The sequence below is a fragment of the Demequina sp. B12 genome (assembly GCF_028823635.1).
Lineage (GTDB): Bacteria > Actinomycetota > Actinomycetes > Actinomycetales > Demequinaceae > Demequina.
In genome coordinates this window covers 42,859-67,516 of record NZ_JAPEHU010000001.1, presented here as the reverse complement: position 1 = coordinate 67,516, position 24,658 = coordinate 42,859, and the positions used below count along the sequence as shown (strand labels likewise).

The window sequence follows — 24,658 nt, the reverse complement described above, 5'->3', positions numbered from 1 at the left end:
ATCGTGGCACGGCAATGTGACGTGGTACTAGCCGTTGAGGTTTCGTGTCTGTGAAGTTGTCACTTTCAGTGATTTCAGATATTACTGAAACATGACAGAGCGTGCCGACGTCCCCGGCCCCAACGAGCAAGACTCGACGGGGCCCGAGCCACATGTCACCGCGGTTGCTCAATATTGGGAAGCGGTGGGGTTCTCCCACGCCGCCGGCATCATCTTGGGGCATCTCATGACCTGCGAGCCCGCCGCACTCACGCAAGCGCAACTTGCACGCGAGCTCCAACTGTCCGCCGGTTCCGTCTCCACCCAACTCAAAGCGCTCGTCACGATGGGCCTGGTGGAGAAAGTGCGTGAGCAAGGCTCCCGGTCCGCGAGATATCAGTTACCTGTCAACGTGTGGTCCGCCGTCATCGGCTCCGAACAGTCCCGCATCGCAGGACTTCGAGTGATCGCCGATGCCGCACTCGCCGCCCGGCCCCAAACCAGGACCGACCGTGTGGAGTCCCTCGACACCGTGGTGCGCTTCTTTGAACAGGAATGGCCCCACGTGCTCGCCCGCTACGCCGACTTTGAACGCGAAGAGTTTCAACGAAAGGAGCGGCCATGACCGCGACCCCCAGCATCGAACTGGATCACCTCACCAAGAAGTTCGGCGACTTCACCGCCGTTGACGACGTGAGTTTCGAGATCCATCCGGGGGAGATCTTCGGGTTCCTCGGCCCCAACGGGGCAGGTAAGTCCACGACCATCCGCTCCCTCCTTGACCTCATCCGGCCCACCTCCGGCACCTGCCGAGTCCTGGGCCTCGACAGCCGTCAGGACGCCGTCGAAATCCACCGCCGCATCGGCTTCCTCCCCGCAGACCTGGCGCTGTGGAACAACCTCACCGGAGAGCAGACCCTCAAGTACCTGGCGAACCTGCGTGGCGGCGTCGACTGGAGCGTGGTCCGTGAACTCACCGACCGGCTCGACGCCGACCTGTCCAAGAAGGTGGGTGAGTACTCCTCCGGAAACCGCCAAAAGTTGGGCATCATCCAGGCGTTCATGCACCAACCCGAGGTGCTCATCCTGGACGAACCCATCACCGGCCTGGACCCGCTCGTGCAGCTGGAGTTCCACACTCTTTTGAAGGAGACGGCCGATGCGGGTCGCACCGTGTTCTTGTCGTCCCACACCATCTCTGAGGTCGAACGCGTCGCGGACAAGGTGGCGTTCATTCGTCGCGGCCACCTCATCGCCGTAGAAAAGATGAGCGAACTGCAAGACAAGGCACTGCGCCGCATCACCCTCGAGTTCTCGCAGCCCGTCCCCGCCACCGTCTTCCACGGCGTCGAAGGCGTGCACGAAGCCACCGCAGAAGGCGCCACCGTCACTGCCCAGTACGAAGGCTCCATGGCACCCCTGCTCGCCGTGGCCACCGCACATGATGTCTTGTCCGTCGCATCGGCTTCCGTGGACCTCGACGAGATTTTCCTGGAGTTCTACCGCGACGAGGTGGTCGCCGCCGGAGACGCGACCGACCTGGACAACGCCGACCTCGACAACACCAACGGAGCCGCATAATGCTCCGCAGCGTCTACCTGAAAACACTGCGTGACCGGTGGACAGGCGCCCTCATCGGAGTTGGCGCACTGTTCCTGGTGGCCTGGATGGGAGTGGCAGCGTTCTCCGGCATGGGCGACGACGCCATGGAGTTCATCGACGCCATGCCAGAGGCCTACCTCTCCCTCACCGGCATCTCCTCGGAAGGTGGCGTGGTGGGCATGATGCTGTCCAACATGTTCAACTTCATGGGGCCATTCGTGATCGCCGGAATCGGGCTCTCCATGGCCGCCGCCGCCATCGCCGGAGAAGAAGCCGACGGCACCATGAACGTCCTCGCCTCCATCCCCCGGTCCCGCCGCCGTCTCCTCTGGTCCAAGCTCGCTGCCGCCGCCACGGTAGTCATCGCATCGGCCCTTCTTGCCAGCGGCTCCTACTGGCTTGCCGCAGTCCTGTCCGGAGAAGACCTGGTGGGTATCAACGTGCCTGCCGCGACCGTGCACCTCGTGGTGGTCGCGTTGTTCTTCACCGCGTTCGCGGGACTGTTGGGCGCCGCTACCGGTAACCGTGGCGCAGCATCCGGCACCACCGTGGGGCTCATCGTCATCTCATTCCTCGTCGCAGGTATGGCACCGCTGTTCCCCGGCTGGGACTGGCTCGCGGAATGGTCGCCCTGGTACTGGCTGCAAGGACCCCAGCCGCTCATCAACGGAGTGGACGGCATCCCGCTGCTTGTGATCGCCGGCATCGTTGTCGTCCTGGTCGCGGCATCACTGTGGATCGTGGACCGTCGTGACCTGGGCTCCGGCACCGCCAAAGCCCCACTACTGGAACGGCTCAAAGCCGACCCCCGCCTCGCGCACGCACTTAGCCGAGTCGCAGGCTCCGGATCCACCCGCGGCGTCACCTCCAAGGCGTTCTCCGACGTGCGCCCCGTTGTCCTCCTGGGCGGCGCCTTTGTGGCATTCCAGGCGACCGTCGTGGGAGTGCTGTACAACGCCATCGGGTCCGACATCTCCGGACTCGTGGACTCCATGCCCGATGCGATCCTCGCCATGGTCGGATACGCAGACATGTCCACCCCAGAAGGCTTCTACTATGCGGAAGTCCTCTCCATCGTGGGGCCGCTCATCGTGGCCGTGGTCGCCATCAACGCAGGTGCAGCGCTCGCCGCAGAAGAAAAGAAGCGCACCATCTCCGTGCTGGGCACCCTGCCCCTGTCCCGGGCCCGGCTCGCCTGGTCCAAGGCCCTCGCCATGACGCTCGCCGCCGTGCTCGTCGGGGTGCTGGTCGCGCTCGGGCTCGCTCTCGGCAACCTGGTTGCAGGGCTCGGGATGTCCTGGGTGGGGATCGGCGCCGCTGGGCTCATGACAGCCGCGCTCGGCATCTGCCTGGGCGGCGTGGCGTTCGCCATTGGTGCGATCAGCGGACGGTCCCAGTGGGCTGTCGCCGGCACCGCGGGACTCACCGCACTGTGGTGGGGAATCAACTCGTTCATCCCCGTCAACCCCGACTACGCCGACTGGGCCCGCATCTCACCGTTCTACTACTACGGCCACGACAACCCCCTCGACGTGGGCATGGCCTGGGGCGGGTTCGCCGTGTTGATCGGTGCTGGCGCTGTGCTGGTCGCGCTCGGTGTAGCGGCCTATCAGCGGCGCGACCTACGCGGATAGTGTCCCGGCGGGGCGTAGCCTGGGCCGATGCATCGGCTCTGGTCTTCCGCCCCGCCGTGGGTTCGCGTGTGGCTACCAGGGCTTCTGGCGGCGGCAGTAGGGGCGTTCGGCTTCCTGCAAATCCTCGACGAGGTCCTCGAACAGGATGCCTTTGTGCGTCTCGATGAACCCCTGATCCAATGGCTCGCCGACCATCGCACGGACGGTGTCACCGCCATCATGACGTTCATCACCAACCTGTTTGGCACCACCGTGTTGCCGCTGGTGGTTGCCGTGGGATGCGGTGTGTGGGGCTGGCGGACCCGGCGTTGGCGCGAACCGCTGCTGCTCATAGGCGCCATGGGCGTCGCGTCAGGATTGGCGTTGCTCGCCAAAGTGGCAGTGGGGCGAGCGCGCCCCGCGGCAGACGTCCAAGCAGTTCCCGGACTCGAAACGTCCTTCTCCTTCCCATCCGGCCACACCACTGGTGCCGCCACGCTCGTCCTCGTCACGGGCTACCTGCTGTGGCGCCGCCGCAGAACCCGGCGGCTACTCGCGGGCTGGGCCCTCGCATCGGCCCTCATCATCACCACCGTGGGGTTTACCCGGATGTACTTGGGCTACCACTTCCTCACCGACGTCCTGGCGGGAGCGTTCGTGGGGCTCTTCACGTTGGGGCTCGTGATCTGTGCAGATCGTTGGCTCGATAGCCGTCCCACAGCGGATAAGGGTCACATTTCGGACGCAAAGTGACACGCATGGCAGTCTCCCCGCGTCACGCTGTTTAGGGTGCCGGTATGAAGGTCGTGGCATGGGGCATCGGTGCCCTCGGAGTGGTGGCAGGTGGTGCGCTCGTCCTGCTGATGTTGGCCAACGCCGCCGAATGGGAAGCCATGTGGGCCGGGCTCCTGGGCATTGTCGTGGGCCTACTCGTGGCGCTCGGCGGAATCGCTATTGCGCGCGGCCTGCTCCGCGGCGATGAATGGGCGCGTGCAACAGCGTGGATGTTTGGTCTACTCGTGGGCTCCGTGGCGTTTGCGGGCTTGCTGGTGCTGCTCCTGTCCAGTTGAACCCGCAACCTCTACCCGCCAAATGGAGCCATTTGGTTGTTTCAGCTAACTGAAACAGGAAGATGGCTCCATTTGACGCGGATGGGGTGGTGGCCGGCGGAAAGGTCGGGGGCGGCGGGCGGGTTACGGTGGAGCGGTGACTGCCACCGACGCCTCTGCCACCGACGCTTCCACCACGAACGCCTCCACCACGAACGCTTCTGCCGTCGACGCTCCCGCGTACTCGGCCCTGACCGACTACATCGCGATCCCGCGCCTCGAGGGCGCCGCCTTGTCGCCGGACGGCACGCGCGTGGTGTTGACGGTGGCATCGTTGTCCCAGGACGGCACCACGTATGAGCGTTCGCTGTGGGAGGTGCCCGCCACTGGCGAGGGCGTTCCGGTGCGCTTGACGCGCTCGGCGAAGGGTGAGGGCGGTGCACAGTTCCTGAGCAACGGGGACCTGCTGTTCTCCTCGTCCCGTCCCGGCGCCGGTGACGATGAGAAGCCACAACTATGGATCCTGCCCACAGCGGGCGGTGAGGCTCGCCCGGTCTCCGCCTTGGCCGGAGGTGCCGGGGGCTTAAGCGCGGTTGCGGCCGATGCTCCGGTGGCGTTGTTCTCCGCAGGAGTGATGCCCGCAGCAGATACCTGGGAGAACGATGCAGCGTTGCGTGCCACGCGCGACAAGCGCTCGGTCGCGGCGATCCTGCACGACTCGTATCCGATTCGCCACTGGGATCACGACCTAGGCCCCGACCACACGCACATCTGCGCCATCGACCTTGCTGGCCTCGCGCCCGAGGTTCCCGGCCATGCCAAGCCAGCCCAGGCATCGGCCCCAACCGAGGATGCGGAACCACGCCCGTACCCGGCACATCTCCCGCGCCCCACGGACCTCACGCCCGCGGCGATGCGGTGGGTGACGGCGCCCGCTGCTGCGCTCACCCCAGACGGCACTGTTGCGGTAGTCAGCTATCCGGTCGCGAACGGACGCAGTTCTTACGCGACGCTGGTGACAGTAGAGGTGGCTACCGGCGAACTCACGGTGCTGCGTGACGAGGTCGCCGTGGACTTCGAGGCGCCAGCGGTGAGCCCGGACGCCTCTCTCATTGCGTACACCCGCAATGTCAAGGCAACCCCAGACGGTCCCACCCACGTGGAGATGTGGGTCAGCGCGCTTGACGGCTCGGACGCCCGGCAGGTGGCGTCCGCATGGGACCGTTGGCCGTCATCGCTGCAGTTCTCAGCGGATGGCGCCTCGCTCATCGTGACCGCGGATGACAATGGCCGTGCCCCCATCTTCCGGGTGGACCTCGCAGATGATTCCGTGACCGCCCTCACCACCGATGACTACGCGTACATGGCAGTTCAGGTGGACCGTCACTCCGGAGCGCTGGTCGCGCTGCGGTCCAACTGGCTGCGCCCCGCCCATCCCGTGCGGATCGACGTCGACTCAGACGGCGCCACCGTCACGGAGCTCAGCACCCCCGCACCCGCGGTGGCGGCGAACGTCACCATGACCGATGTCGAATGCGAGGCGGAGGACGGTACCCGCGTGCGCGGTTGGCTCCTCACCCCGCCTGACGCCAGCGAGGCGAGCCCGGCACCACTGCTGTTGTGGATCCACGGAGGCCCGCTGGGGTCGTGGAACGCATGGTCGTGGCGGTGGTCCCCGGCGCTCGCTGTGGCTCGCGGCTATGCGGTGCTGTTGCCCGACCCCGCGCTGTCCACCGGCTACGGCATGGAGTTCATTGCGCGCGGCTGGAACAGTTGGGGCCACAAACCCTTCACGGATCTCATGACCATCACCGATGCGGTGGAAGCCCGGCCGGAGATTGACGAGACGCGCACCGCCGCCATGGGCGGCTCCTTTGGTGGCTACATGGCGAACTGGGTGGCCGGCCACACCGACCGTTTCAATGCGGTTGTGACTCATGCCAGTTTGTGGGCGCTGGATCAGTTCGGTCCCACCACCGATCACGCCGACTACTGGCAGTCGATCTTCACGCCGGAGTCGATGGTGGAGCATTCTCCGCACCGCGCCGTCGCGGACATCACGAGCCCCATGCTGGTCATTCACGGTGACAAGGATTACCGCGTTCCCGTGGGTGAGGGCCTGCGATTGTGGGCAGAGCTGGCAGAGCACTTCGCTGCTCCGGACGGCTCGATGCCGCACCGGTTCCTGTACTTCCCGAATGAGAACCACTGGATCCTTACCCCCCAGCACGCGGTGGTCTGGTACGAGGCGGTGTTCCACTTCCTCGCGCAGCACGTCCTGGGTGAGGTGCAGGAGATCCCGGAGGCGCTCAAGATTTCCGGCGCTGGGCGGTAGGTAGTCGCGTCAGCGAGAGGCGTTAGATCCCCGCGTGTACCGCGAACGCCGTGAGCGCGGCAGGAGCGTCGACTGTGCCGAGCATTTGGCGTTGCAACAGGAGTCCTGGCATGACTGCGGCGAGCGCAATGGTCAATCCCCAGGTGTCTGCATCCGCGGGTAGGTGGCCGGCGTCGCGCCAACGGGTCACGAGGATGTGCAGGTTGTTGCGGATCCCGTTGTAGACCTCTGCGAGTTCGGTGCGCAGGCCTTCGTCGCGTTGGGCGTAGGCCCAGGCGTCCACGGTGAGTGCGGTGTAGTCGGTGTCGCCTGCGGTGGCGCGTTCGATGAGCCCTGCGAAGAGGCGTCCCATGGCTTCCGTGGGACGTACCACTTCTCCGGATTCGATGATCTGTCTCAGTGGGGCGCTCGCGGGCAGGAACACGGATTTGCCTGCCGCGGCGGCGAGGTCTGCTTTGGAGGGGAAGTAGCGGTAGATCGAGCCTGCTGATACCTGCGCCTCCGCGATGATGTCTGCCATCGAGGCGGCTTGGAATCCGTCGCGCGAGAACACGCGTAGCGCGGCGGCGAGGATGTGGTCGCGCCGTTCTTCGTGGTGCTGTGGCGAACGTTGGGGCATAGGGCCATCATAGTGAATGAACATTCGTTCTTGACAAGAGTTGGGCGCGTCAGCCACGATGGGCCTTAGCGAATGAACGTTCGTTCACGCTAGGTGGAGCGGCAATGCCACCCCTACCCGGCATCGGCCATATGAAGCCCAGGAGGCACTCGTGAAGGCAATGATTCTCAAGGAGTTCCGCGAACTACGGCGGGACAAGCGCACCATGGCCATGCTCATCGCATTGCCGATCGTCCTACTGACGATCTTCGGATACGCAGCGAACTTCAACGTTGACGAGATCCCCACCGCGGTCGTGGGCGATAACGCCGCCCCCATCGAGCAGCAGCTCCCCGACATGTTCCCCGTCGAGTCCGACGTCGACGCGGACGCCACCGCCCAAGAACTCATCCGCGACAACGTGGTCGACGTCGCCATCGACACCTCCACCCAGCCCGCTGCCGTCTACATCGACGGGTCCAGCCTGTTCGCCGCCCAAAGCGCCCAGGCCGCGTTCGCACAGTTCCCTGACGGCGCCGTCTCCGTGGAGATCCTCTACAACCCGGACCTCACCACCGCCTGGGTCATGGTGCCTGCCCTCATCGGCCTGATCCTGACCTTCATCGGCACCATCATCACGTCCATCGGGCTCGTGAAAGAACGCCAGTCCGGCACCATCGAACAACTCGCCGTCATGCCGCTCAAGGCGTCCGACGTGATCCTGGGTAAGATCGTCCCCTACTTCATCCTCGCGTGCGTCGACATGGTCGTCGTGACCGTCGTGGGCGTCTGGCTGTTCGACGTCCCCTTCAACGGCAACGTCGCCCTCTTCGCTCTGGGTGCCGCCATCTTCTTGTTCGTCGTGCTTGGCCTTGGCGTACTGATCTCGACGGCCTCCCAAACCCAAGCGCAAGCCATCCAGATGGCGATCATGATGCTGTTGCCACAGATCCTGCTGTCCGGCTTCATCTTCCCGCTGGACGCCATGCCCACCGTGATCGCCTGGATCGGCCACCTGCTGCCGCTGACGTACTTTGTGGAGATCTCGCAAGGCATCATGCTGCGCGGAGCAGGATTCGACTCCCTCATGGTGAACTTCGGAGTCCTCACCCTGATGGCCGTCGTCATCTTTGGTGCAGCGGTCGCACGCTTCCGCCGCGACCTGGCACCCAGCGCCCACAAGCGCGCCACCAAGGACGGTGCCAAGTGACGTCCGCGACAGGCGCACCCTCCGGTTCCGGCTGGGGACTGGCCGATGCCAGCGTGAGTTACGGCGACCGCGCAGCATTGAGCGGCGTCACCCTGCGCGCGGTGCCCGGGGAAGTCCATGCCGTCGTCGGCGGTGACGGCGCAGGTAAGACCACTGCGTTGCGTTGCCTCGCCGGCGCGGTTGCCCCCACCAAGGGACGCGTCGACGCGCCCTCGCTGGAACGCATCGGCTTCATGCCCACCGCTGCAGGAGTGTGGGCGGACCTCAGCGTGGACCAGAACATCGAGTTCGTCGCCGCCGCGCACAAGATCAGCGGAACCGTCCTGGGACAACGCCGGGAAGCACTGCTCGAAGGTGCTGGGCTTACCCACGCCACCACACGTCTGGCTAAGCAGCTCTCGGGTGGCATGCGCCAAAAGCTCGCGTTCTCCCTGGCCATGCTGCACCGTCCCGAACTCCTCATCCTCGACGAGCCCTCGACCGGTGTGGACCCCGTCAGCCGCATCGACTTGTGGCGCATGATCTCCGGTGCCGCCGCAGATGGAGCCGCCGTGGTCATGGCCACCACCTACCTCGACGAAGCCGAGCGAGCCTCCCGCGTGCTCGCGCTCGACAACGGGGAAACCCTCATCGAAGGCACCCCCGCGCAGGTGCTGGAACGCGTCCCCGGACACGTCACCGTGGTCGACACCCCCACCGAACGCGCCCTGGCCTGGCGGCGCGGACGCAGTTGGCGGCAATGGTCGCCCACACCCCCGCCCGCCGGCACCGCACCCGTGGCCGACCTCGAAGACGCCATGGTCGCCGCAGGAATGGCAAAGGAGACCGCACATGTCTGAGCCACTACTGTCCGCCACCCAGGTCACCCGAAAGTTCGGTGATTTCACCGCTGTCGACAACGTCTCCCTCACCGTGGAGCCCGGGGAGATCGTGGGACTGCTCGGAGCCAACGGTGCCGGCAAAACCACCCTGATCCGCATGATCCTGGGACTCCTGCCCGCAACCGAAGGTGACCTGCGGCTCTTCGGCCACGAACCCTCACGGCAAACCCGCGCACGCCTGGGCTACGTGCCCCAAGGCTTGGGACTGTGGGACTCCCTCACCGCACGCGAGAACCTGGACTTTGTGGACCAGGCCTTCGGTGTTGACGGCACCCCCATGCCGGAGGCGCTCACCGACCAAGCAGACCGCACCGTCGGGCAGATCGGCCTGGGATACCAACGCCAACTCGCCTTCGCCGCAGCATTGGGCCACACACCCGAACTGCTCGTGCTCGACGAACCGACCTCCGGTGTGGACCCACTATCGCGGGCACGCCTGTGGGACACCGTCCACGAGAAGGCCGAATCCGGCGTTGGCGTCCTGGTCACCACGCACTACATGCAAGAAGCACAACAATGCGACCGGCTGGTCCTCATGTCCCAAGGTGCACAAGTCGCGGCAGGCCAAGAGACAGACATCATTGGTGACGCCACCGCCCTCGAAGTGGAAACCGATGACTGGCGAGCCGCCTTCGCCGCACTCTCCGCGGCAGGCCTGCTCGTGTCTCTCGCCGGCACCCGCGTACGGGTCGTGGACACGGAAGCCGATGCCGTGGCTGCCGCACTCGCGGACGCGGGCCTCACCGGCACCACCAGCGTGGCGCACGCCACCCTCGAAGAAGCGATGGTGGTGCGCGAACGGCGCTAGCCACTCGTCACAACACAAGAGCGCCGGTGCCCCTCCCTCCCTGGAAGGCACCGGCGCTCTCGTGTGCTGTGCGCCTTACCTCCACGCGAACGTGAAGTCTGCCAAAGGCGCGTGAATGAACGGCCTAGTCGTCGTCAGCTTTGCCCGACTCCATGCCGTCACGGATTGCTGCCATCACGCCAGCATCGGCCAGTGTGGTGACGTCACCCACCTCGCGGTGCTCGGCCACGTCACGCAACAGGCGTCGCATGATCTTGCCCGAACGCGTCTTGGGCACTTCCTTCACCACCAAGATGGTGCGCGGCTTCGCCAACGCGCCAATCTCCTTGCGGACCTGCTCACGCAGCGCCACCGCAATGTCGTGGCCGTCAGCACCGGCGCCTTCGGAGTCGTCGCGCAGCACCACGAACGCCACCACAGCTTGGCCGGTGGTTTCGTCCTTGGCGCCCACCACGGCAGCCTCCGCCACCCACGGGTGAGACACCAGCGCGGACTCGATCTCCGTGGTGGACAGACGGTGGCCTGACACGTTCATGACGTCGTCCACACGGCCCATGAGCCAAATGTCGCCATCGGCGTCACGCTTGGCCCCGTCACCAGCGAAGTACAGGCCCTTGAAGCGGCTCCAGTACGTCTCCTCGTAGCGTTCGCGGTCACCCCACACGCCACGCAGCATTGACGGCCACGGCTGATCCAACACCAGATAGCCGCCACGACCAGGACCCACCTCGTTGGCATCGTCATCCACCACAGCGGCAGACACGCCCGGCAACGGAACCTGAGCCGAACCCGGCTTGGTCGCTGTCACCCCAGGCAGCGGAGCGATCATGATCGAGCCCGTCTCCGTCTGCCACCAGGTATCCACGATGGGGCAACGGTCACCACCGATGACGCGGCGGTACCACATCCACGCTTCAGGGTTGATGGGCTCACCCACGGACCCCAGCAGACGCAGCGACGACAAGTCGAACTTGTTTGGGATCGCCTCGCCCCACTTCATGAAGGTGCGGATAGCGGTGGGAGCGGTGTAGAAGATCGACACCTTGTACTTCTCGATGATTTCCCACCAGCGGCCCTCGTGAGGTGCGTTCGGCACACCTTCATAAAGGACCTGAGTGGCGCCGTTGATCATGGGGCCGTACACGATGTACGAGTGGCCCGTGATCCAGCCCACGTCCGCCGAACACCAGTACACGTCCGTCTCCGGCTTCAAGTCGAAGACAACCCGGTGCGTGTAGCTCGCGCCCGTCAGGTAACCGCCGGTGGTGTGGAACAGGCCCTTGGGGCTGCCCGTCGTGCCCGAGGTGTACAGAATGAACAGCGGGTGCTCAGCCTCCACCATCACGGGGGAGTGCTGGTCCGATGCCGGTTCCACGACATCGTGCCACCACACGTCACGGCCGTCAGTCCAGGCAGTGTCCTGACCGGTGCGCTGCACCGTCAACACATGCTCCACGGAGGCCGCCTCAGTGGGGTGAGCTTCCGACGGGGCCAACGCAGCATCCACCAGCGGCTTGAGAGCCAGATGGGAGCCACGACGGTTTCCGCCGTCCGCAGTGATGACCAGCTTGGCCTGCGCATCGTCGATGCGCTGACGCAGGCTGTCAGCGGAGAAACCGCCAAACACCACCGAGTGGATAGCGCCGATGCGGGCACACGCCAGCATCGAGATAACAGCCTCAGGGATCTGAGGAAGATAAATGGCGACGCGGTCGCCCTTGGTCAGCCCGAGTTCTTCCAGCGCATTCGCTGCCTTGGAAACCTCGCGCTGCATGTCTGCATAGGTGAGGGTGCGGGTGTCGCCCGGCTCTCCCTCAAAGTAGAAGGCCACGCGATCACCGCGGCCCTCACGTACATGGCGGTCCACCGCGTTGTCACACGCGTTAATGGTGCCGTCCGCGAACCAACGCGCAACGGGAGCATCGGACCAGTCAAGAACCTCAGTGAAGGGGGTGTCCCAGTGGAGGTGTTCGGCTTGTTCACGCCAAAAGCCCAGGCGGTCGGCCGCGGCTTGGGTGTACATCTCTGCACGAGCGTTAGCTTGCGCAGCGAACTCAGGAGACGGCGGGAAAGAGCGCGTCTCGGTGTACAGGTTCTCTAGAGTCTGGGCATCGTTGACCATGCCGGTCACTCTAGTTTGTAAGGAACCTTTCGTAAAATGTCGACCAGGGGTTTGTTAGGTTCCCTGGTAGATGGTCAGTTTTAGGACTGTGGTCCTGTGAGTAAACGCGTTGCGAAAATCGAGATGCCGGGATGAGGCGGGTCGGGCGGCCCCGCATCGGCACCGCGCCGCCGCCGCTGCCGCTCCGCCGCCGCTGCCGCTCCGCCGCCGCTGCCGCTCCGCCACCGCATCGGCCCGTCTGTGTCCCAAACTGACTGAAGTTCTGCTGGTCACCGTGGTTGGTGCCGGCGTGTCGGGATCGTCGCGCGAGCATCTCAGTCGCTTTGGAACGCCATAGCCAGCCACAGCGCGCCCCAGTCAGCCACCGGTCGCGGCACAAGGTCTGGCTTCCCCGCGCGCGAAGGCCCGGACCGTGTGACGATGGCTGGATGAGTGGAGCAGAAGGATATGACTACCGGACCCGCACCAATGGTGAGGTGGCGATCTTCCACCACGGCAAACTCGCCAAGCTGATGCGGGAGCAGGAGGCGCAGGAGTTCTTGGGCGCCGTCAAGGATGGCGACGCGCAGGAAGTGATGGCGCGGTTCGTGGGCTTTGACGGGCAGGCTGAGCGGCCCGGTTCAACGGGGAAGCACCCTGCGGCCGATGCGTTGCACGGCAATGGAGAGGCGCACGGCCATCAGGACTTCCGTCGCAAGACGGGCTGAGGTGACGCCGAGCGGTGCGGCTTATTCGACGGTGAACTCGTATGCCTCAGAGATCGCGATCGTGGGTTCTGCGTCAACGATGTAGGACTCGGGAACGTCGCGTTCCAGTACTTCCATGAGCACGTCCTGCGGGACGTCGCACAGGAGTTCGGTGCCGCCGTCGGGGGTGTCGTTTTCGTCGCAGTACGGCGCGATGCGTTCGTCGCTGGCCAGCGGCGAGTAGCCGGCTGTGTATTGCAGGAGCGCAAGGTCGGTGATGCCTTCTTCTGCGAGCACGCGGGCCGATGCTGCGGGCTCGCCCATGATGATGGGGCTCCACGCGTAGACCTTGTAGTTTCCTGCGGGCAGGTCTTGGTGCTCGGCTTCGAACTCGGCCGCGATCGCGTACTGGGCGTCGATCTCTTCCTGGGTGGCGTCTTCCCAGTTGAACTCGCTGAGGATGGAGTTGAGTTCGTCGGCGATGTCGCACAGCGAGGCGCCGGTCATGTCGAGGTCGGGCCCTGGTGTGGAGGGGCTGGTTCCTGCGGTGATGAACAGTTGGGGGACAAACTCGGTGCCCCAGTTGGGGGTGACCACCACGTCGTCGCGGGTCACGATGATGCCGCCGGACTGGGCGAGGAATGCGCTGATGCCGTCGGATTCGGACGTGAAGGCGACGCGTGCGCTGGCGCCGGAAGCACTGTTTTCGACTTCGACGATGGGGGTGATCTGGTTGCCTGGGGTGACCTGGGCAGTCCACTCTTCGCCACAGGCGGGCGGAGTGAAGAGTTCCTGTCCGTCCGCGACGACCTGCGCGAGGTCAAAGGTGAGTGGCACGGTGGGGCCTGCGGGTGCGGTGGTCGGGTCGCCTGATGCGGCGGTGTCCTCGGGTGCGAACAGCCATTTCACTCCGAACCAGCCCACTGCGGCTGATGCTCCGGCGATCGCTACTGCGCCAACCACCATGAGCCCCTTGTGCATGGCTTCCCAACTTCCCGGCGCATGCGTGCGCCCCGCGTACTTCTGTGGTGTGAGGCACAAGGATACGGGGACTATGTGTCAATCGTGTATCCGCTTTGCGAAGGATGTGGATACAGGGGTGTCCCCGACGCGGATCCGTGTCAGAGCCACGCCTCTACCTCTATAGATAGGGACGATGCGCCACGCGGAAACGTTGTGTGGGTCTTGTCACTCGTCTTCGCGGTCGGGGGCCGGGCGGGTGAGCATGGCGACGCCGACCACGATTGCTGCGACGGCGAGGACGCCCACGAGGATGGACTTGGTGGGTGGTCCGGAGTGGAGGCCGACGGGTTTCTTGAAGCGAAGGTTGCCCCAGCCGTACTCGATTGCGGCGCGGCGGAGGTTGCGGTCTGCGTTGACGGTGAAACCGTGGCCGACGACGTTGAGCATGGGGGCGTCGGTGATGGAGTCGGAGTACGCGTAGGACCGGTGGAGGTCGTAGCCGCGCTGTTCGGCGAGTTCGCGGATCGCTTCTGCTTTGGCTTCGCCGTAGTTGTAGAAGGTCACTTCTCCTGTGTAGAAGCCCTTCTTGACCTCGAGTTCTGAGGCAATCACGGCATCGGCGCCCAGGAGTGCTGCGATGGGTTCCACGATGTCGCGGACAGAGGCCGACACGATGACGACGTCGCGGCCGTTGGCCTGGTGGCGTTGGATCAGGTCGAGAGCCTCGGCGTACACGACGGGGTCGATGTGTTCGTGGACGGTTTCAGAGACGATGCGCTTGACCTTGGCGACTTCCCATCCTTTGATGAGGTCGGACAGTGCGTCGCGCAGGCGGGTGGTTTGGCGTTCGTCCGCCGAACCGACCAGGAACAAGAACTGCGAATAGGCGGTCCGCACGGCGTCGCTACGGGTGATGAGACCACCGTCGTAGAACGGGCGTGAGAACGCCATCGATGAGCTTGTCGCGATGATCGTCTTGTCGAGATCAAAGAATGCCGCAGACCTGTAGTGGGTCTTCTTGCGCGCCATGGCACCTCCTAGTCCGCACAGCCTATCTGCGGACTCTGACAGTGGCCAGGGCCGGGGTCCTGGCGGTGGCGTGTCGCGGCGTGTTGTCCCCAGGCTTGCGGGTCAGGGGGCGCTTTCCAGGGATCGGTACGCCGGCCCGATGCTGACGTCCGGAACCCGTCAGGCTCACCTCATGAGTGACAACAGACCGGCGTGGGCAGGCCCGTTGGCGGAGGTCCTGGGCCTTCCGGGAGTGACCGATGTGTTGGTGCAGGAACCTGGCGTGGCATGGGTGGATCGTGGGCGTGGTTTGGAGCGGTGGCCTGTGAACCTGCCCAGTGAGCAGGAGGTACGTGCGCTCGCGGTGACGATGGCGGGTGCGGGTGGGCGGCGGCTCGATGACGCCTCCCCGCTGGTGGACGCGCGCCTGCCTGATGGAACACGGCTTCATGCCGCGCTTCCCCCGGTCTCACCGAAGTGTGCGGCGATCTCCTTACGCCGTGTGCGTACCCGGGCGTTGAGTCTGGACGATCTTGCGGCGGGTGGCATGGTCAGTGGGGCGTCGGTGCCGTTGCTGCGGGAGCTGGTGCGGCGGCGCTGTTCGGCGCTTGTTACAGGTGCCACGGGTTCGGGGAAGACCACGTTGCTGGCGTCGTTGCTGTCGGAGGTTGACCCTGCGGAGCGAATCCTCATCATCGAGGAGGCGGGGGAACTGCAGCCCACCCATCCTCATGTGGTGCGGCTGGTGGAACGTCGCGCCAACATCGAAGGTTCTGGTGCGATTGGCTTGCCGCTGCTGGTGCGTGAAGCGATGCGGATGCGGCCTGACCGTGTGGTGTTGGGCGAATGTCGTGGGCCCGAGGTGCGGGACGTGTTGTCGGTGTTCAACACCGGCCACCGCGGTGGCTTCGCGACGCTCCATGCGAACTCTCCTGAGGACGTGCCCGCCCGGCTCACCGCCTTGGGGGCGCTCGCGGGCATGGATCAGCGCACCGTGGAGTTGCAGGCGCGGATCGCGTTTGACGTAGTGCTGCATGTGGAACGGGCTGCGGGCGTGAGGCGGCTGGCGAGCATCGCGGTGTTCGAGCAGGGGTCTGAGGGGCTGCGCTGTGTGGAGGCGTTGGGGTGGACGCCGCGCGGGTGGCGTCAGGGGGACGGTTGGGCGGCGTTGTCGACCGCGATTGGAGGGGTGCAGGATGCCGATGCTGCGTAAACGTAAGCCTGCGCGTGGGGTGCGGACGGGGGCTGCTTCCTTGCAGTCCGCCCAGTTGGCCGATGCCGTGGCGTTGTTGGAGTCCGGTTTGCCGCCGGAGCGGGTGTGGCCTGAGTCAGGGATCGCGGTTGACGACGCAGGAATGCCGGTCGTGGAGGGCGGGATTGCTGCGGCAGCAAGGTTGGCGCGCGATGGCGGCGTGCCGCTTGCGGGGGTGTTGCGGCGGGTGATGGAGGTGGAGCGTGACCGTCAGGACGCGATTGATGCGTGCGAGGTGGCGCTCGCGGGCCCGCGGATGAGTGCTCGTGTTTTGGCGTGGCTTCCGCTTGCTGGGGTGGGGCTCGCGACGTTGCTGGATCCGCGGGCGTTCACCTTGCTGTTCACGACGGCGATGGGGTGGGTGTTGTTGGCCCTCGGTGGCGGTCTGACGTGGATGGGCAGGAAGTGGATTCGGCGGTTGCTCGATGCTGCGACGCCTGCCCGGGGTGAGGTGTCGGAGCCGCTGGTGCTGGCTTTGGTGGAGGCGACGCTTGCGGCTGGTCTGGACACGGGCGGTGCGTTGCGCCGCGTGGGGGAGGTCGTGGGGGAGGTGGCACTGGCCGATGCTGGTGCGGCTCTGTCACGAGGCGTTCCTTGGGTGGTGGCCTGGGAACCGGTGGTGACGGGAAGTGCCGCCGACGCAGATGAGGGTGGTGGGGCGCGTGCGGTGGAGCGAGCGTTGCGGGCCCCTCACCGTTGCGGTGCGTCGGCGATGCCTGCGTTGCGTGCCGCGGTGGAGGACTCGGTGCGGGCGGCGCGGCGGGATGCTCAGACGCGTGCGGCGCAACTGGGGGTGACGCTGTCCTTGCCGTTGACCTTGTGTTTGTTGCCCGCGTTTGTGGTGGTGGGCATCGTCCCCATGGTCGTGGCAGTGGTGGGGTCCGTTGAGCTGCCCGACCTCTCCCAGGTGCCGTAGGTCAGAACGTGGTTCGGAACGTCAGTCAGAACCGGGTCTCGATGAAGTCCACCACGGTGGCCTCAAGCCCAGCGTCGAAGGAGTCCACGACGGGGATGAGGCGCCACTTGTCGGCCATGGTGCACGGGTGGGAAAGGCCCAACACGACCACATCGCCCACGGTGAGATCCGCACTGCCCGTCCGTACGAATGTGTGTTGATCGTTCATGGCATCCACGTGGGCGTCCGGCAGCGGAAGCTCGCCACCACCGTCACCGCGAGCGCCCTGAGTCGAGAACGCCGCCACGGGAACGGGAAGGCCCTCGTCGTAGGGAAGATCGCGTTTGCCTGCATCCAGGAGCACCAGGCCCGGCTCAGGAGCCGAGACCACGCGGGCAAGTGCGCGTGCCGCAGGCACCAGCCCGCCTTGCCACCGGGTGTGGTCAAAGGGAGAAACGTCGAGGTAGTGGCCTTCGTCATGAAGAACGTAAGCGCCGCAGCGCACCACACCCCGCATGCCCGCAGCGACGGCCGGTTCTAGCGCATCGGCCACCGCGTCGGGGTAGGCAGAACCTCCTGCGGTGACGATCAGCGCCTCGTTGCCTACGCGCGCCTCAATCGCCAAGTCCACTAGGTCCGTCACATAGGTACGGACGGTTGCCAGGGCATCGGCCCCACGCCCGTGAGTGATGGCACCTTCGTAGCCCGCAATCCCTGCGAGTTTCACGCCCGGGGTGTCATGCACCAGGCGTATCAGGGAGCGCGCATCGGCCATGGTTCGTGTTCCGGTGCGGCCGCCGGGACGTCCCAACTCCACCAGCACGGGAACCTCACCGGACGCGGCAACCCCTGCCGCGCCAAGCAACTCGACGCTGGTTGGCGAGTCGACCCAGGACATCACCTGGGTCGACTCGCCCTGGTGACCTGCCAGCCACTGAGCGGTGTGCGGATCGGCAACCTGATTGGCAAGCATGACCGTGCTGATGCCGGACTCCACGGCGATGCGGGCCTGCCACGGCGTAGCTACCGTGATCCCGCTCGCCCCGGCATCGATCTGCTCGCGCCACAACTCGGGCGACATGGACGTCTTGCCGTGAGGCATGTGCTCCAAGCCCCGCTCGATCGCCCAGGTGGCCAGGAAGCCGATGTTGTGTGTCAGTCGCTGGCGGTCGACCAGCAGCAACGGCGTCCAGAACTCGTTGACGCGGGGGAGCCGTGTGAGCACGTCCTCGACGTTGAGACCCACGGCCCACGCGGGTAGCGACTTGTCGTCGCCTAGCACGCGTGCCCTGTCAGCGAGTGTCATGGTGCCGCTGCTCGTCTTACTTGTCGCCGATGTAGGCGACCACGTCGATCTCGACCAGGATGTTGGCCAGATCGGAGCCCACGGTGGTGCGCACCGGGTAGGGCTCGTTGAAGCGCTCGCCGTAGGCGCGGTTGTACTCCGCGAAGTCACGGTCCAGACGCTCCAGGTGGGTGGTGACCTTCACGACGTCGTCGAGGGTGGCGCCGTGGGCGGCCAGCACTGCTTCGACGTTGGTGAGGACCTGGTGGGTCTGCTCGTAGACACCGCCGGGAACGACTTCGCCGGTGGCGGGGTCCTGCGGGCCAAAGCCTGCGGTGTACAGGAATCCTCCAGCAACGACGCCGTGGCTGTAGGGGCCTGCAGGCTTGGGGGCGTTTTCGATCAGGACGGCTTTCTTAGCCATGTGTTTCCTCCTAGATGTGTGTGCGAGGGGTGAGTGGTTATCCCAGGGCTTGCGCGATGCGGGTGGCAGCGGCGGTGAGGGATGGACGGTGGCGGGCAAGGGCATCGGCTCCGTCGACGTCGCGTAGCGAGGTCATGGAGACCGCGCCGACGACGCCGTGGGACGCGATGATGGGGACGGCTTGGCAGCGGACAAAGGACTCGAACTCGCCGTCGTCGATGGCGTAGCCCTGCTGGGCGATGGTGGTGAGTTGTTCGTCGAGTTTGCGGCGTGACGTGATGGTGGTGGGGGTGTAGGTCTTCCACGTGACGTCTTCGAGGATTTTGTCGCGTGACAAGGGGTCCAGTCGGGATAGGACTGCTTTGCCCGATGCGGTGCAGTAGGGGATGACGGCGCGTCCTACTTGGGAGTAGAGGCGGATGCCGCGGGGGTCTTCGCGTTTGTCGACGTACACAATGGCGTTGTCGATGAGTGCCGCGAGGTGGACGGTGCCGCCTACTTTGTGGTGCAGGGCGTCGATGATGGGGCGGGCGGTGTCGCGCAGGTCGATTTGGTCGAGCGCTGCTTGGGCCAGGGATATGAGGCGCACGCCGAGCCGGTAGTCGCCGCGGGCGTCGCGGCGTAGGAGTCCCGCTTCTTCGAGGGAACGGAGTTCGCGGTACATGGTGGTGCGGTGGACTCCAAAGTCCTCGGCGAGCGTGGTGATGGGCTGGGGTCCGTCTGCGAGGCGGGTGAGGATCTCTGCGCCCCGGGTGACGCTTTGAGTCATCGCGCTGCTCCTGTTCTGCGCAGGCCGCGTCCGGAGAGGCTGCCGGTGAGTTCGCCGTCGGCGAGGACGGGGTCGCCTGCGACCAGAACATCGTTGATGCCGCAGGCGGTGCGTCGGGGGTTGTCGTAGGTGGCTTCGTCCCTGACTGCGGACGGGTCGACGACGGCGATGTCCGCGATCCAGCCGGGCCGGATGGCGCCGCGGTCTCCGAGTCCAAAGCGTTGTGCCGGGCGTCCGGAGAGGTGCATGGCGGCCCCGGCCCACGTGAAGGAGCGGCCCACGAAGGTGGACAGGAAGCGGGCGAAGGCTCCGAAGGCGCGGGGGTGGGGTGAGCCGCCCAGGACGATACCGTCGGAGCCACCCATGAACGCGTCGTGGGAGAAGAGCTTGGCGAGGTCGGAGTCGGGGCGTTGGTCGCGGACGGCCATGACTGCGCTGACTTCGAGGCGGAGTTCGATGAGGAGATCGAGCACGGTGTCGACGACGGTGGATCCGATGCGGCGTGCGACTTCTTCGAGGGTGAGGCCTTCGGTCCACATCCAGTCCAGGTGGGGGGCGTGGGCGATGGTGATCATGGACGGCCAGGCGGGGCCGAGGCTCGCTTTTTGGGCGACTTGGGGGAACCATTCGCTTTGGAGTCGTTGGCGTTCGGGTAGGCGCTTGAGGCGTTCGACGGCTTCGTTGACGTCGAGGGCGCTGTATTCGGGTGGCAGCAGTGCCATGGCTAGGAGGGTGCAGCCCCGGGTGTAGGGGTACATGTCGAAGGTGACGTCGTGTCCTGCGGTGGCGAGGGTGTTGAGGAGGCGGCGGCCTTCTGCGGCTTCGACGTGGAAGTGGGAGATGTGTCCGCGGACGCCGGTGCGTTCCAGGATGCGCGCGATTTCGCGGACGCCGAACTCCGAGTTGGCTTCGTAGCCGCCGCGCATGTGGGTGACGTAGACGGCTCCTGCTGCGGCGACGGGTTCGCATAGGCGGGCGATTTCTTCTGCGTCGGCGTAGAGGCCGGGGACGTAGTCCAGTCCAGTGGACATGCCGAGTGCGCCGTCGCTGAGGCCTTCTTTGACCATGCGTTTCATGGTGCTGAGTTGTTTGGCGGAGGCGCGGCCGGTGTCCATGCCCATGACGGCGTGGCGGACGTTTCCTACGGGGACGAGGTAGCCCACGTTGACTGCGGTGGTGCCGTCGTAGCTGGCGAGGACGTCGCGGACGCGGAGGCCGGGGGCGTCTTCTTCTGGTGTGGCGAGGGTGGGGTGGTCGCCGTTGATGGCGGCGAAGTAGCGCGAGGCCCAGGCGGTGTTGCCGGGGGCGTAGGAGACGCCGTCTTGCCCGGTGATGACGGAGGTGACGCCTTGGCGGAGCATGGCGTGTTGGACCTGGGGGTCGAAGATGGCGCCTTCGAGGTGGGCGTGGGCGTCGATGAAGCCCGGCATGATGAGCCGGCCGGTGCAGTCGATGACGGTGTCGCGGGAGTGTTCGTCGACGTTGCCGACGCTGGTGATGCGTTCGCCTTCGATGGCGACGTCTGCTGAGCGGGTGCCTTGGCGTAGTCCGTCGATGACTGTTCCGCCTCGTAGAACGATGCGTCGGTGAGCCATCACGCCTCCTGTTGCAACATATGCACAGCCTGTGCGTCCATCGCACGCTGCAACAGTATCCCGCGGAGGGCCGATGAGCCAAACCCGTTTCCACCCATCCCCAAGCCGAGCGGAATGTCCAGTATGTCCACAGATTCTCCGCGGGGCCAGCGCCACGCTGAGACCCGCGGCGACAGTGGTGACACGGCCGGAAAGTCCGCCCGTCAACCAAGGAATCAGCATCACCAGGGAGTCACCATGAACAGGAGTTGTCCATGAACAAAGTGCGCCGGGCCATTGCCATGCGCGAAGACGACGGCATGGCCACCACGGAGTACGCGCTCGTCACCGTCGCAGCAGCTGCCTTCGCGGGTTTGCTGATCGCCATCATCAAGTCAGACGAGGTCCGCGGTCTCTTGCTGGGCATCATCCAGTCGGCCTTCGGATGAGTGACCGCGAGCGCGGGTCCGTGACCGCCGAGTTTGCCTTGGTGCTTCCTGCCGTGGTGTTGGTGGTGGGGCTGGTGTTCGCGGCGTTGGGATGGGCCGGTCATCGCCTGGCGGCGCAGGATCTTGCTGCGCTCGCGGCTAGGACTGCGGCTGTGGAGGGCACAGGTGCGGCTGAAGCCGCCGTGGCACAGGCACGGGCCGATGCCTCGGTGACCTTTTCCCATACCGCTCCGTGGGTGCGGGCAACCGTGACGCTCGATGGTGCGCCATGGTTGCCCGCTGCCACGGCTGTGGTCACGGCAAGGACTGAACAATGAAGCCGGTGCGATGAGCGGGCCGCGCGCTGATGACCGTGGTGCTGCCGCGGTCGCGATGGTGGGGGTGCTGGTCGCGGTGATGGCGCTTGTGGCAGTGATCGTGGGTGCCGCTCAGGGGTTGTCGTCACGCTCGCTCGCACGGGCCGGTGCCGATCATGCTGCGCTCGCAGCGGCGTTGGTGGCGCGTGATGCCTGGGCACTAGCGCAGCCCGCACAGGGGGTGGCGTGCGCTGCGGCTCATGAGGCGGCACGCCTGAATGGGGTGGTCGTGACGGGCTGTGTGGTGGAGGGTGCGGTCGCGACTGTGAGCGTGACCGCGGGGGCCGGCCTCACCTCCGCTAGTGCGCAAGCGAAGGCCGGCCCCCAATGGTCGGGCACGTCACGAGGACCTACTGGCTGACAGTGATGGTTCCCAATGATGTCCACATCTGCAGCTCTACCCAGTCGTACACCTCGGGTGACGCAACGTCGTCTCCGTCGATCGGTAGCGGCTTAACCGCCTCCGACGTTCGGGCAAGGTCCTCCAGGGGGCTGACCAAGCCGTCCTCCATGGGCATGTCATACGCCACCATCGGCGGAGTGTTCGACACGCTCACTGCAGTGGACGCCAGCAGGGTGTAGAACCCTGGCTCCACATCGCCCGAGTCCGCGGAGTCGCACCGGCTCACGTCACGCCACACATACTGACCCTTCACAGTGCCGCCGGCGTCAAGTACCGAACCTTCGGGGCCGGGCCAGATGGTGATCTCCGGCATGCCCGCGGCCGTTCCACCTGAACCACGGCCGCCCACATCGGTCAACCAGCCTTCGGCCACCACGACACCGTTACGCACCAAATGCAGCGTGGGTTGCGCACCCCAGAAGTCATACAGGTCGTACGGCGAAACATTGGTGACGGATGCCGTCACGCTCGGGTTGCCGTCCACCATGAACCCGTAACTCACCGCAACAGTGGATGGCGCGTTGACGTCGATCTCCAGCAACTCCATGGTGGAACTGGTCGCAGGGAACGTCGCAAACCTGTCATCGCCCCACGCACAGCCATACGAGACGTACTGGTTCTCAGAAGGATTGTTGATGACCCACCGGGACGTTCCAGACGCCATATCCCACGCGCCAGCCTCCGACGCCGCATACATCTCGCGCACAATCTCCGGGGTGAGAGCACCCTCAGGCAACGCGGTGTGCGTAGGTTCAGGCAAGGGGACCGGATCCACGCTCGGGTCTACGCCCGGCTCCTCCGTGGGGCCGGGGAGCGGCTCAACCGGGGTCAGATACTCGCCAAAGGGATCGTCAACTTTTTCACCCTCAATGGTGAGCTCCACCGGGTCTGCCGCCACACGGAAGACCTCCCAGCCCAGACTTGGTGCCGGAAGCGCAGCATCCGTTCCCTCGCCCGCGGCCTCGCCCATCGGCTCAATGGTCTCTGCAGGCGACGGCTCATCCACACTGGGCTCAAGCGTGTTGGCCTGATCGTCGGGGTACGCCAGCGTTTGAGCCACGTGAACCTCATATGTGCCGGCGGGTAGTGCAGCCCCATCCCAGCAGTTCACCGGGGTGATGAGCTGCCACGACTCCAGTGACGAAAACTCGGTGGCAGGGTCCAAACGCTCAAAGACGCTGCCGTCTGGGAGGTACGGCTCATCGGCCGGTCCGAAAGCCAACGGCGAGGGCTGCACCATGCTGCCCACCACCAGGCCGTCCCACGTAATGATGTAGTCGGCGCCAGCGATCAGGTCCACCGGCTGGGACGCGGTGATGGTGACAGGCACGGTGTACTCGCCACCGTCAGTCTCAATCGCCCCTGCCTCAAACGTCACCCCGGAGGTATCGCCATACGTCCAGGCGCCGTCCGCAGGATCAAAGTCGCTGCCGCACACCCACTGCTCAGCCAACCTGGTGTCACCGTCTGCGGAGTACAAGTCCATGGACTCCTCACCCGCAGTCGCATCCCAGCTTTCCTCCGCCGCCGTGTCCAGTGCGGAGTCCGCCGTCGCCATCGCTTCATCAGACATGGACGACGACGTGGGAGCCACGCCCCACAAGCCCAAACCCAAGACCGCGACCGCGCCCACGCCCACCGTGCCATTGGCCGCAGCATGAAGCCTGCGGCTACGCACCGCCCTGGCCGCGGCATCGGCCGTATTGACCTGCACCCCATCAATAGGCGCACGGTCAGCGGTGGACCGCAAAGCATCTGACAGCCTCATGACTGACTCCTTCCCACCACGTCAGCCCAGTCGTCCTGGTCTGCGTGAGCGTCTTCCAAGGGACCCAATGCCAGCTCCAGCTGACTTAGGCCATCACTCAAGTAGCGCTTCACTGATCCGTCGGCCAGCCCCAGTTGGCGGGCGATCTGCGGGACGGTGAGGTCATCAAAAAACCTCAACACCACACACGCGCGGACCCGGGGCGGCAACGTCGCGAGCGCCGTCGCCACATCGGACCCCGCTTCCACTTCCCCAAACCGGTCAGGCGTGGTCTCCTCAGGACGGAACAGGTGCTGGACACGCTGCCAACGCTGGGTGCGGCGGTAGCCATCGATGTAGGTGGAAGTAATGGCCCGCCGGACATAGCCCTCAGCCTTGGTGACCGTCAGTCCAGGGCGTTCGCGGCTAAACGTCCGCACTAACGCATCCTGAACAAGGTCCTGCGCTTGCACAGGGTTGCCGCACACCAGGTAGGCATATGACAGCAGGGCGCGTTCTCGATCCCGCACCAACTGCTCCATGGTGTCTCGCCACTGAGCGTCTCTCCCACGAGCCATCAGGTTCCTCCGCCACGATGATCAGCACTACTGGTTGATTCGCAATGTCGACGCACGAGGTGGGGAAAACGT

The 24,658-nt window shown here is 65.5% G+C and carries 25 protein-coding genes; 15 read left to right on the top strand and 10 right to left on the bottom strand.

Annotated features, from left to right (window positions below; translation table 11 throughout):
• The first annotated feature begins 91 nt into the window (after positions 1–91).
• The 6 genes from ON058_RS00330 (at position 92) to ON058_RS00305 (ending at position 6,578) form a co-directional block, all read left to right on the top strand.
• Positions 92–604: a GbsR/MarR family transcriptional regulator gene (locus tag ON058_RS00330; RefSeq protein WP_274667045.1), complete on the top strand. Its 513-nt coding sequence runs from the start codon at positions 92–94 to the stop codon at positions 602–604.
• The gene (locus tag ON058_RS00325) at positions 601–1,560 is read left to right on the top strand and encodes an ABC transporter ATP-binding protein (RefSeq protein ID WP_274667044.1); all 960 of its coding nucleotides are present in this window, start codon (positions 601–603) and stop codon (positions 1,558–1,560) included. The genes ON058_RS00330 and ON058_RS00325 overlap by 4 nt, the downstream gene beginning before the upstream one ends.
• Complete coding sequence (locus ON058_RS00320) at positions 1,560–3,215, top strand: ABC transporter permease subunit (protein ID WP_274667043.1); 1,656 nt, start codon at positions 1,560–1,562, stop codon at positions 3,213–3,215. The genes ON058_RS00325 and ON058_RS00320 overlap by 1 nt, the downstream gene beginning before the upstream one ends.
• Before the next feature lie 27 nt (positions 3,216–3,242).
• Positions 3,243–3,947 carry a phosphatase PAP2 family protein gene (locus ON058_RS00315; protein WP_274667042.1) on the top strand — a complete coding sequence of 235 codons (705 nt, stop codon included), beginning with the start codon at positions 3,243–3,245 and terminating at the stop codon, positions 3,945–3,947.
• A 44-nt stretch (positions 3,948–3,991) separates the two neighbouring features.
• A complete protein-coding gene (locus tag ON058_RS00310) occupies positions 3,992–4,264 on the top strand; it encodes a hypothetical protein (RefSeq protein ID WP_274667041.1) in 273 nt (90 codons plus the stop codon).
• Between the two features lie 136 nt (positions 4,265–4,400).
• Positions 4,401–6,578: a prolyl oligopeptidase family serine peptidase gene (locus ON058_RS00305; protein WP_342452931.1), complete on the top strand. Its 2,178-nt coding sequence runs from the start codon at positions 4,401–4,403 to the stop codon at positions 6,576–6,578.
• 22 nt (positions 6,579–6,600) lie between these two features.
• On the opposite strand, the gene ON058_RS00300 is transcribed toward ON058_RS00305, so the two are convergent.
• A complete protein-coding gene (locus ON058_RS00300; RefSeq protein ID WP_274667040.1) occupies positions 6,601–7,197 on the bottom strand; it encodes a TetR/AcrR family transcriptional regulator in 597 nt (198 codons plus the stop codon).
• A 160-nt stretch (positions 7,198–7,357) separates the two neighbouring features.
• Here ON058_RS00300 and ON058_RS00295 point away from each other — a divergent pair, with 160 nt between their 5' ends.
• Genes ON058_RS00295 through ON058_RS00285 form a run of 3 tightly spaced genes read left to right on the top strand, consistent with a single transcriptional unit; the run spans position 7,358 to position 10,075 of the window.
• The gene (locus ON058_RS00295; RefSeq protein ID WP_274667814.1) at positions 7,358–8,386 is read left to right on the top strand and encodes an ABC transporter permease; all 1,029 of its coding nucleotides are present in this window, start codon (positions 7,358–7,360) and stop codon (positions 8,384–8,386) included.
• A complete protein-coding gene (locus tag ON058_RS00290; RefSeq protein ID WP_274667039.1) occupies positions 8,383–9,225 on the top strand; it encodes an ABC transporter ATP-binding protein in 843 nt (280 codons plus the stop codon). The genes ON058_RS00295 and ON058_RS00290 overlap by 4 nt, the downstream gene beginning before the upstream one ends.
• Positions 9,218–10,075 carry an ABC transporter ATP-binding protein gene (locus ON058_RS00285; protein ID WP_274667038.1) on the top strand — a complete coding sequence of 286 codons (858 nt, stop codon included), beginning with the start codon at positions 9,218–9,220 and terminating at the stop codon, positions 10,073–10,075. The genes ON058_RS00290 and ON058_RS00285 overlap by 8 nt, the downstream gene beginning before the upstream one ends.
• 124 nt (positions 10,076–10,199) lie before the next feature.
• Here the strand turns inward: ON058_RS00285 and acs are convergent, their stop codons facing one another.
• A complete protein-coding gene (gene acs / locus ON058_RS00280; protein WP_274667037.1) occupies positions 10,200–12,197 on the bottom strand; it encodes an acetate--CoA ligase in 1,998 nt (665 codons plus the stop codon).
• 428 nt (positions 12,198–12,625) lie between these two features.
• Between acs and ON058_RS00275 the strand changes: the two genes are divergently transcribed.
• Positions 12,626–12,904, top strand: coding sequence for a hypothetical protein (locus ON058_RS00275; RefSeq protein WP_274667036.1), 279 nt, complete (start codon positions 12,626–12,628; stop codon positions 12,902–12,904).
• Between the two features lie 21 nt (positions 12,905–12,925).
• Here ON058_RS00275 and ON058_RS00270 read toward each other — a convergent pair whose 3' ends face one another.
• Together ON058_RS00270 and ON058_RS00265 are read right to left on the bottom strand one after the other, a co-directional pair.
• On the bottom strand, positions 12,926–13,849 hold the full coding sequence (locus ON058_RS00270) for a hypothetical protein (protein WP_274667035.1): 924 nt from the start codon (positions 13,847–13,849) through the stop codon (positions 12,926–12,928).
• A 222-nt stretch (positions 13,850–14,071) separates the two neighbouring features.
• Positions 14,072–14,875: an HAD family phosphatase gene (locus ON058_RS00265; protein ID WP_274667034.1), complete on the bottom strand. Its 804-nt coding sequence runs from the start codon at positions 14,873–14,875 to the stop codon at positions 14,072–14,074.
• Between the two features lie 172 nt (positions 14,876–15,047).
• Between ON058_RS00265 and ON058_RS00260 the strand changes: the two genes are divergently transcribed.
• Both ON058_RS00260 and ON058_RS00255 read left to right on the top strand, forming a co-directional pair.
• Positions 15,048–16,067, top strand: coding sequence for a TadA family conjugal transfer-associated ATPase (locus ON058_RS00260; RefSeq protein ID WP_274667033.1), 1,020 nt, complete (start codon positions 15,048–15,050; stop codon positions 16,065–16,067).
• Positions 16,057–17,022, top strand: a complete 966-nt coding sequence (locus tag ON058_RS00255) for a type II secretion system F family protein (protein WP_274667032.1) — start codon at positions 16,057–16,059, stop codon at positions 17,020–17,022. The genes ON058_RS00260 and ON058_RS00255 overlap by 11 nt, the downstream gene beginning before the upstream one ends.
• Before the next feature lie 25 nt (positions 17,023–17,047).
• Here the strand turns inward: ON058_RS00255 and ON058_RS00250 are convergent, their stop codons facing one another.
• From ON058_RS00250 to ON058_RS00235, 4 genes are read right to left on the bottom strand one after another with little or no spacing between them, the layout of a single operon-like run.
• A complete protein-coding gene (locus tag ON058_RS00250; RefSeq protein WP_274667031.1) occupies positions 17,048–18,307 on the bottom strand; it encodes an alanine racemase in 1,260 nt (419 codons plus the stop codon).
• A gap of 16 nt (positions 18,308–18,323) precedes the next feature.
• On the bottom strand, positions 18,324–18,710 hold the full coding sequence (locus ON058_RS00245; RefSeq protein WP_274667030.1) for a RidA family protein: 387 nt from the start codon (positions 18,708–18,710) through the stop codon (positions 18,324–18,326).
• Between the two features lie 37 nt (positions 18,711–18,747).
• A complete protein-coding gene (locus tag ON058_RS00240) occupies positions 18,748–19,479 on the bottom strand; it encodes an IclR family transcriptional regulator (protein WP_274667029.1) in 732 nt (243 codons plus the stop codon).
• Entirely contained in the window at positions 19,476–21,074 is a 1,599-nt protein-coding gene (locus tag ON058_RS00235) for an amidohydrolase family protein (protein ID WP_274667028.1), read from the bottom strand. The genes ON058_RS00240 and ON058_RS00235 overlap by 4 nt, the downstream gene beginning before the upstream one ends.
• A gap of 254 nt (positions 21,075–21,328) precedes the next feature.
• Between ON058_RS00235 and ON058_RS00230 the strand changes: the two genes are divergently transcribed.
• From ON058_RS00230 to ON058_RS00220, 3 genes are read left to right on the top strand one after another with little or no spacing between them, the layout of a single operon-like run.
• Positions 21,329–21,502, top strand: a complete 174-nt coding sequence (locus tag ON058_RS00230) for a DUF4244 domain-containing protein (protein ID WP_274667027.1) — start codon at positions 21,329–21,331, stop codon at positions 21,500–21,502.
• Positions 21,499–21,819 carry a hypothetical protein gene (locus ON058_RS00225; RefSeq protein ID WP_274667026.1) on the top strand — a complete coding sequence of 107 codons (321 nt, stop codon included), beginning with the start codon at positions 21,499–21,501 and terminating at the stop codon, positions 21,817–21,819. The genes ON058_RS00230 and ON058_RS00225 overlap by 4 nt, the downstream gene beginning before the upstream one ends.
• A gap of 10 nt (positions 21,820–21,829) precedes the next feature.
• On the top strand, positions 21,830–22,219 hold the full coding sequence (locus tag ON058_RS00220; RefSeq protein ID WP_274667025.1) for a hypothetical protein: 390 nt from the start codon (positions 21,830–21,832) through the stop codon (positions 22,217–22,219).
• Here ON058_RS00220 and ON058_RS00215 read toward each other — a convergent pair.
• Both ON058_RS00215 and ON058_RS00210 read right to left on the bottom strand, forming a co-directional pair.
• A complete protein-coding gene (locus ON058_RS00215) occupies positions 22,209–24,029 on the bottom strand; it encodes a hypothetical protein (protein ID WP_274667024.1) in 1,821 nt (606 codons plus the stop codon). The genes ON058_RS00220 and ON058_RS00215 overlap by 11 nt on opposite strands.
• Entirely contained in the window at positions 24,026–24,586 is a 561-nt protein-coding gene (locus ON058_RS00210) for a sigma-70 family RNA polymerase sigma factor (RefSeq protein ID WP_274667023.1), read from the bottom strand. Before ON058_RS00210 ends, ON058_RS00215 begins: the two co-directional genes overlap by 4 nt.
• Between the last annotated feature and the right edge of the window lie 72 nt (positions 24,587–24,658).

Coding starts and splice junctions, on each gene's coding strand:
- ON058_RS00250 (WP_274667031.1), bottom strand. CDS start 18,307: ATGACACTCGCTGACAGGGCACGCGTGCTAGGCGACGACAAGTCGCTA.
- ON058_RS00240 (WP_274667029.1), bottom strand. CDS start 19,479: ATGACTCAAAGCGTCACCCGGGGCGCAGAGATCCTCACCCGCCTCGCA.
- ON058_RS00230 (WP_274667027.1), top strand. CDS start 21,329: ATGAACAAAGTGCGCCGGGCCATTGCCATGCGCGAAGACGACGGCATG.
- ON058_RS00260 (WP_274667033.1), top strand. CDS start 15,048: ATGAGTGACAACAGACCGGCGTGGGCAGGCCCGTTGGCGGAGGTCCTG.
- ON058_RS00265 (WP_274667034.1), bottom strand. CDS start 14,875: ATGGCGCGCAAGAAGACCCACTACAGGTCTGCGGCATTCTTTGATCTC.
- ON058_RS00255 (WP_274667032.1), top strand. CDS start 16,057: ATGCTGCGTAAACGTAAGCCTGCGCGTGGGGTGCGGACGGGGGCTGCT.
- ON058_RS00320 (WP_274667043.1), top strand. CDS start 1,560: ATGCTCCGCAGCGTCTACCTGAAAACACTGCGTGACCGGTGGACAGGC.
- ON058_RS00325 (WP_274667044.1), top strand. CDS start 601: ATGACCGCGACCCCCAGCATCGAACTGGATCACCTCACCAAGAAGTTC.
- ON058_RS00315 (WP_274667042.1), top strand. CDS start 3,243: ATGCATCGGCTCTGGTCTTCCGCCCCGCCGTGGGTTCGCGTGTGGCTA.
- ON058_RS00220 (WP_274667025.1), top strand. CDS start 21,830: ATGAGCGGGCCGCGCGCTGATGACCGTGGTGCTGCCGCGGTCGCGATG.
- ON058_RS00215 (WP_274667024.1), bottom strand. CDS start 24,029: ATGAGGCTGTCAGATGCTTTGCGGTCCACCGCTGACCGTGCGCCTATT.
- ON058_RS00270 (WP_274667035.1), bottom strand. CDS start 13,849: ATGGTGGTTGGCGCAGTAGCGATCGCCGGAGCATCAGCCGCAGTGGGC.
- ON058_RS00245 (WP_274667030.1), bottom strand. CDS start 18,710: ATGGCTAAGAAAGCCGTCCTGATCGAAAACGCCCCCAAGCCTGCAGGC.
- ON058_RS00300 (WP_274667040.1), bottom strand. CDS start 7,197: ATGCCCCAACGTTCGCCACAGCACCACGAAGAACGGCGCGACCACATC.
- ON058_RS00295 (WP_274667814.1), top strand. CDS start 7,358: ATGATTCTCAAGGAGTTCCGCGAACTACGGCGGGACAAGCGCACCATG.
- ON058_RS00210 (WP_274667023.1), bottom strand. CDS start 24,586: ATGGCTCGTGGGAGAGACGCTCAGTGGCGAGACACCATGGAGCAGTTG.
- ON058_RS00225 (WP_274667026.1), top strand. CDS start 21,499: ATGAGTGACCGCGAGCGCGGGTCCGTGACCGCCGAGTTTGCCTTGGTG.
- acs (WP_274667037.1), bottom strand. CDS start 12,197: ATGGTCAACGATGCCCAGACTCTAGAGAACCTGTACACCGAGACGCGC.
- ON058_RS00235 (WP_274667028.1), bottom strand. CDS start 21,074: ATGGCTCACCGACGCATCGTTCTACGAGGCGGAACAGTCATCGACGGA.
- ON058_RS00330 (WP_274667045.1), top strand. CDS start 92: ATGACAGAGCGTGCCGACGTCCCCGGCCCCAACGAGCAAGACTCGACG.
- ON058_RS00285 (WP_274667038.1), top strand. CDS start 9,218: ATGTCTGAGCCACTACTGTCCGCCACCCAGGTCACCCGAAAGTTCGGT.
- ON058_RS00310 (WP_274667041.1), top strand. CDS start 3,992: ATGAAGGTCGTGGCATGGGGCATCGGTGCCCTCGGAGTGGTGGCAGGT.
- ON058_RS00275 (WP_274667036.1), top strand. CDS start 12,626: ATGAGTGGAGCAGAAGGATATGACTACCGGACCCGCACCAATGGTGAG.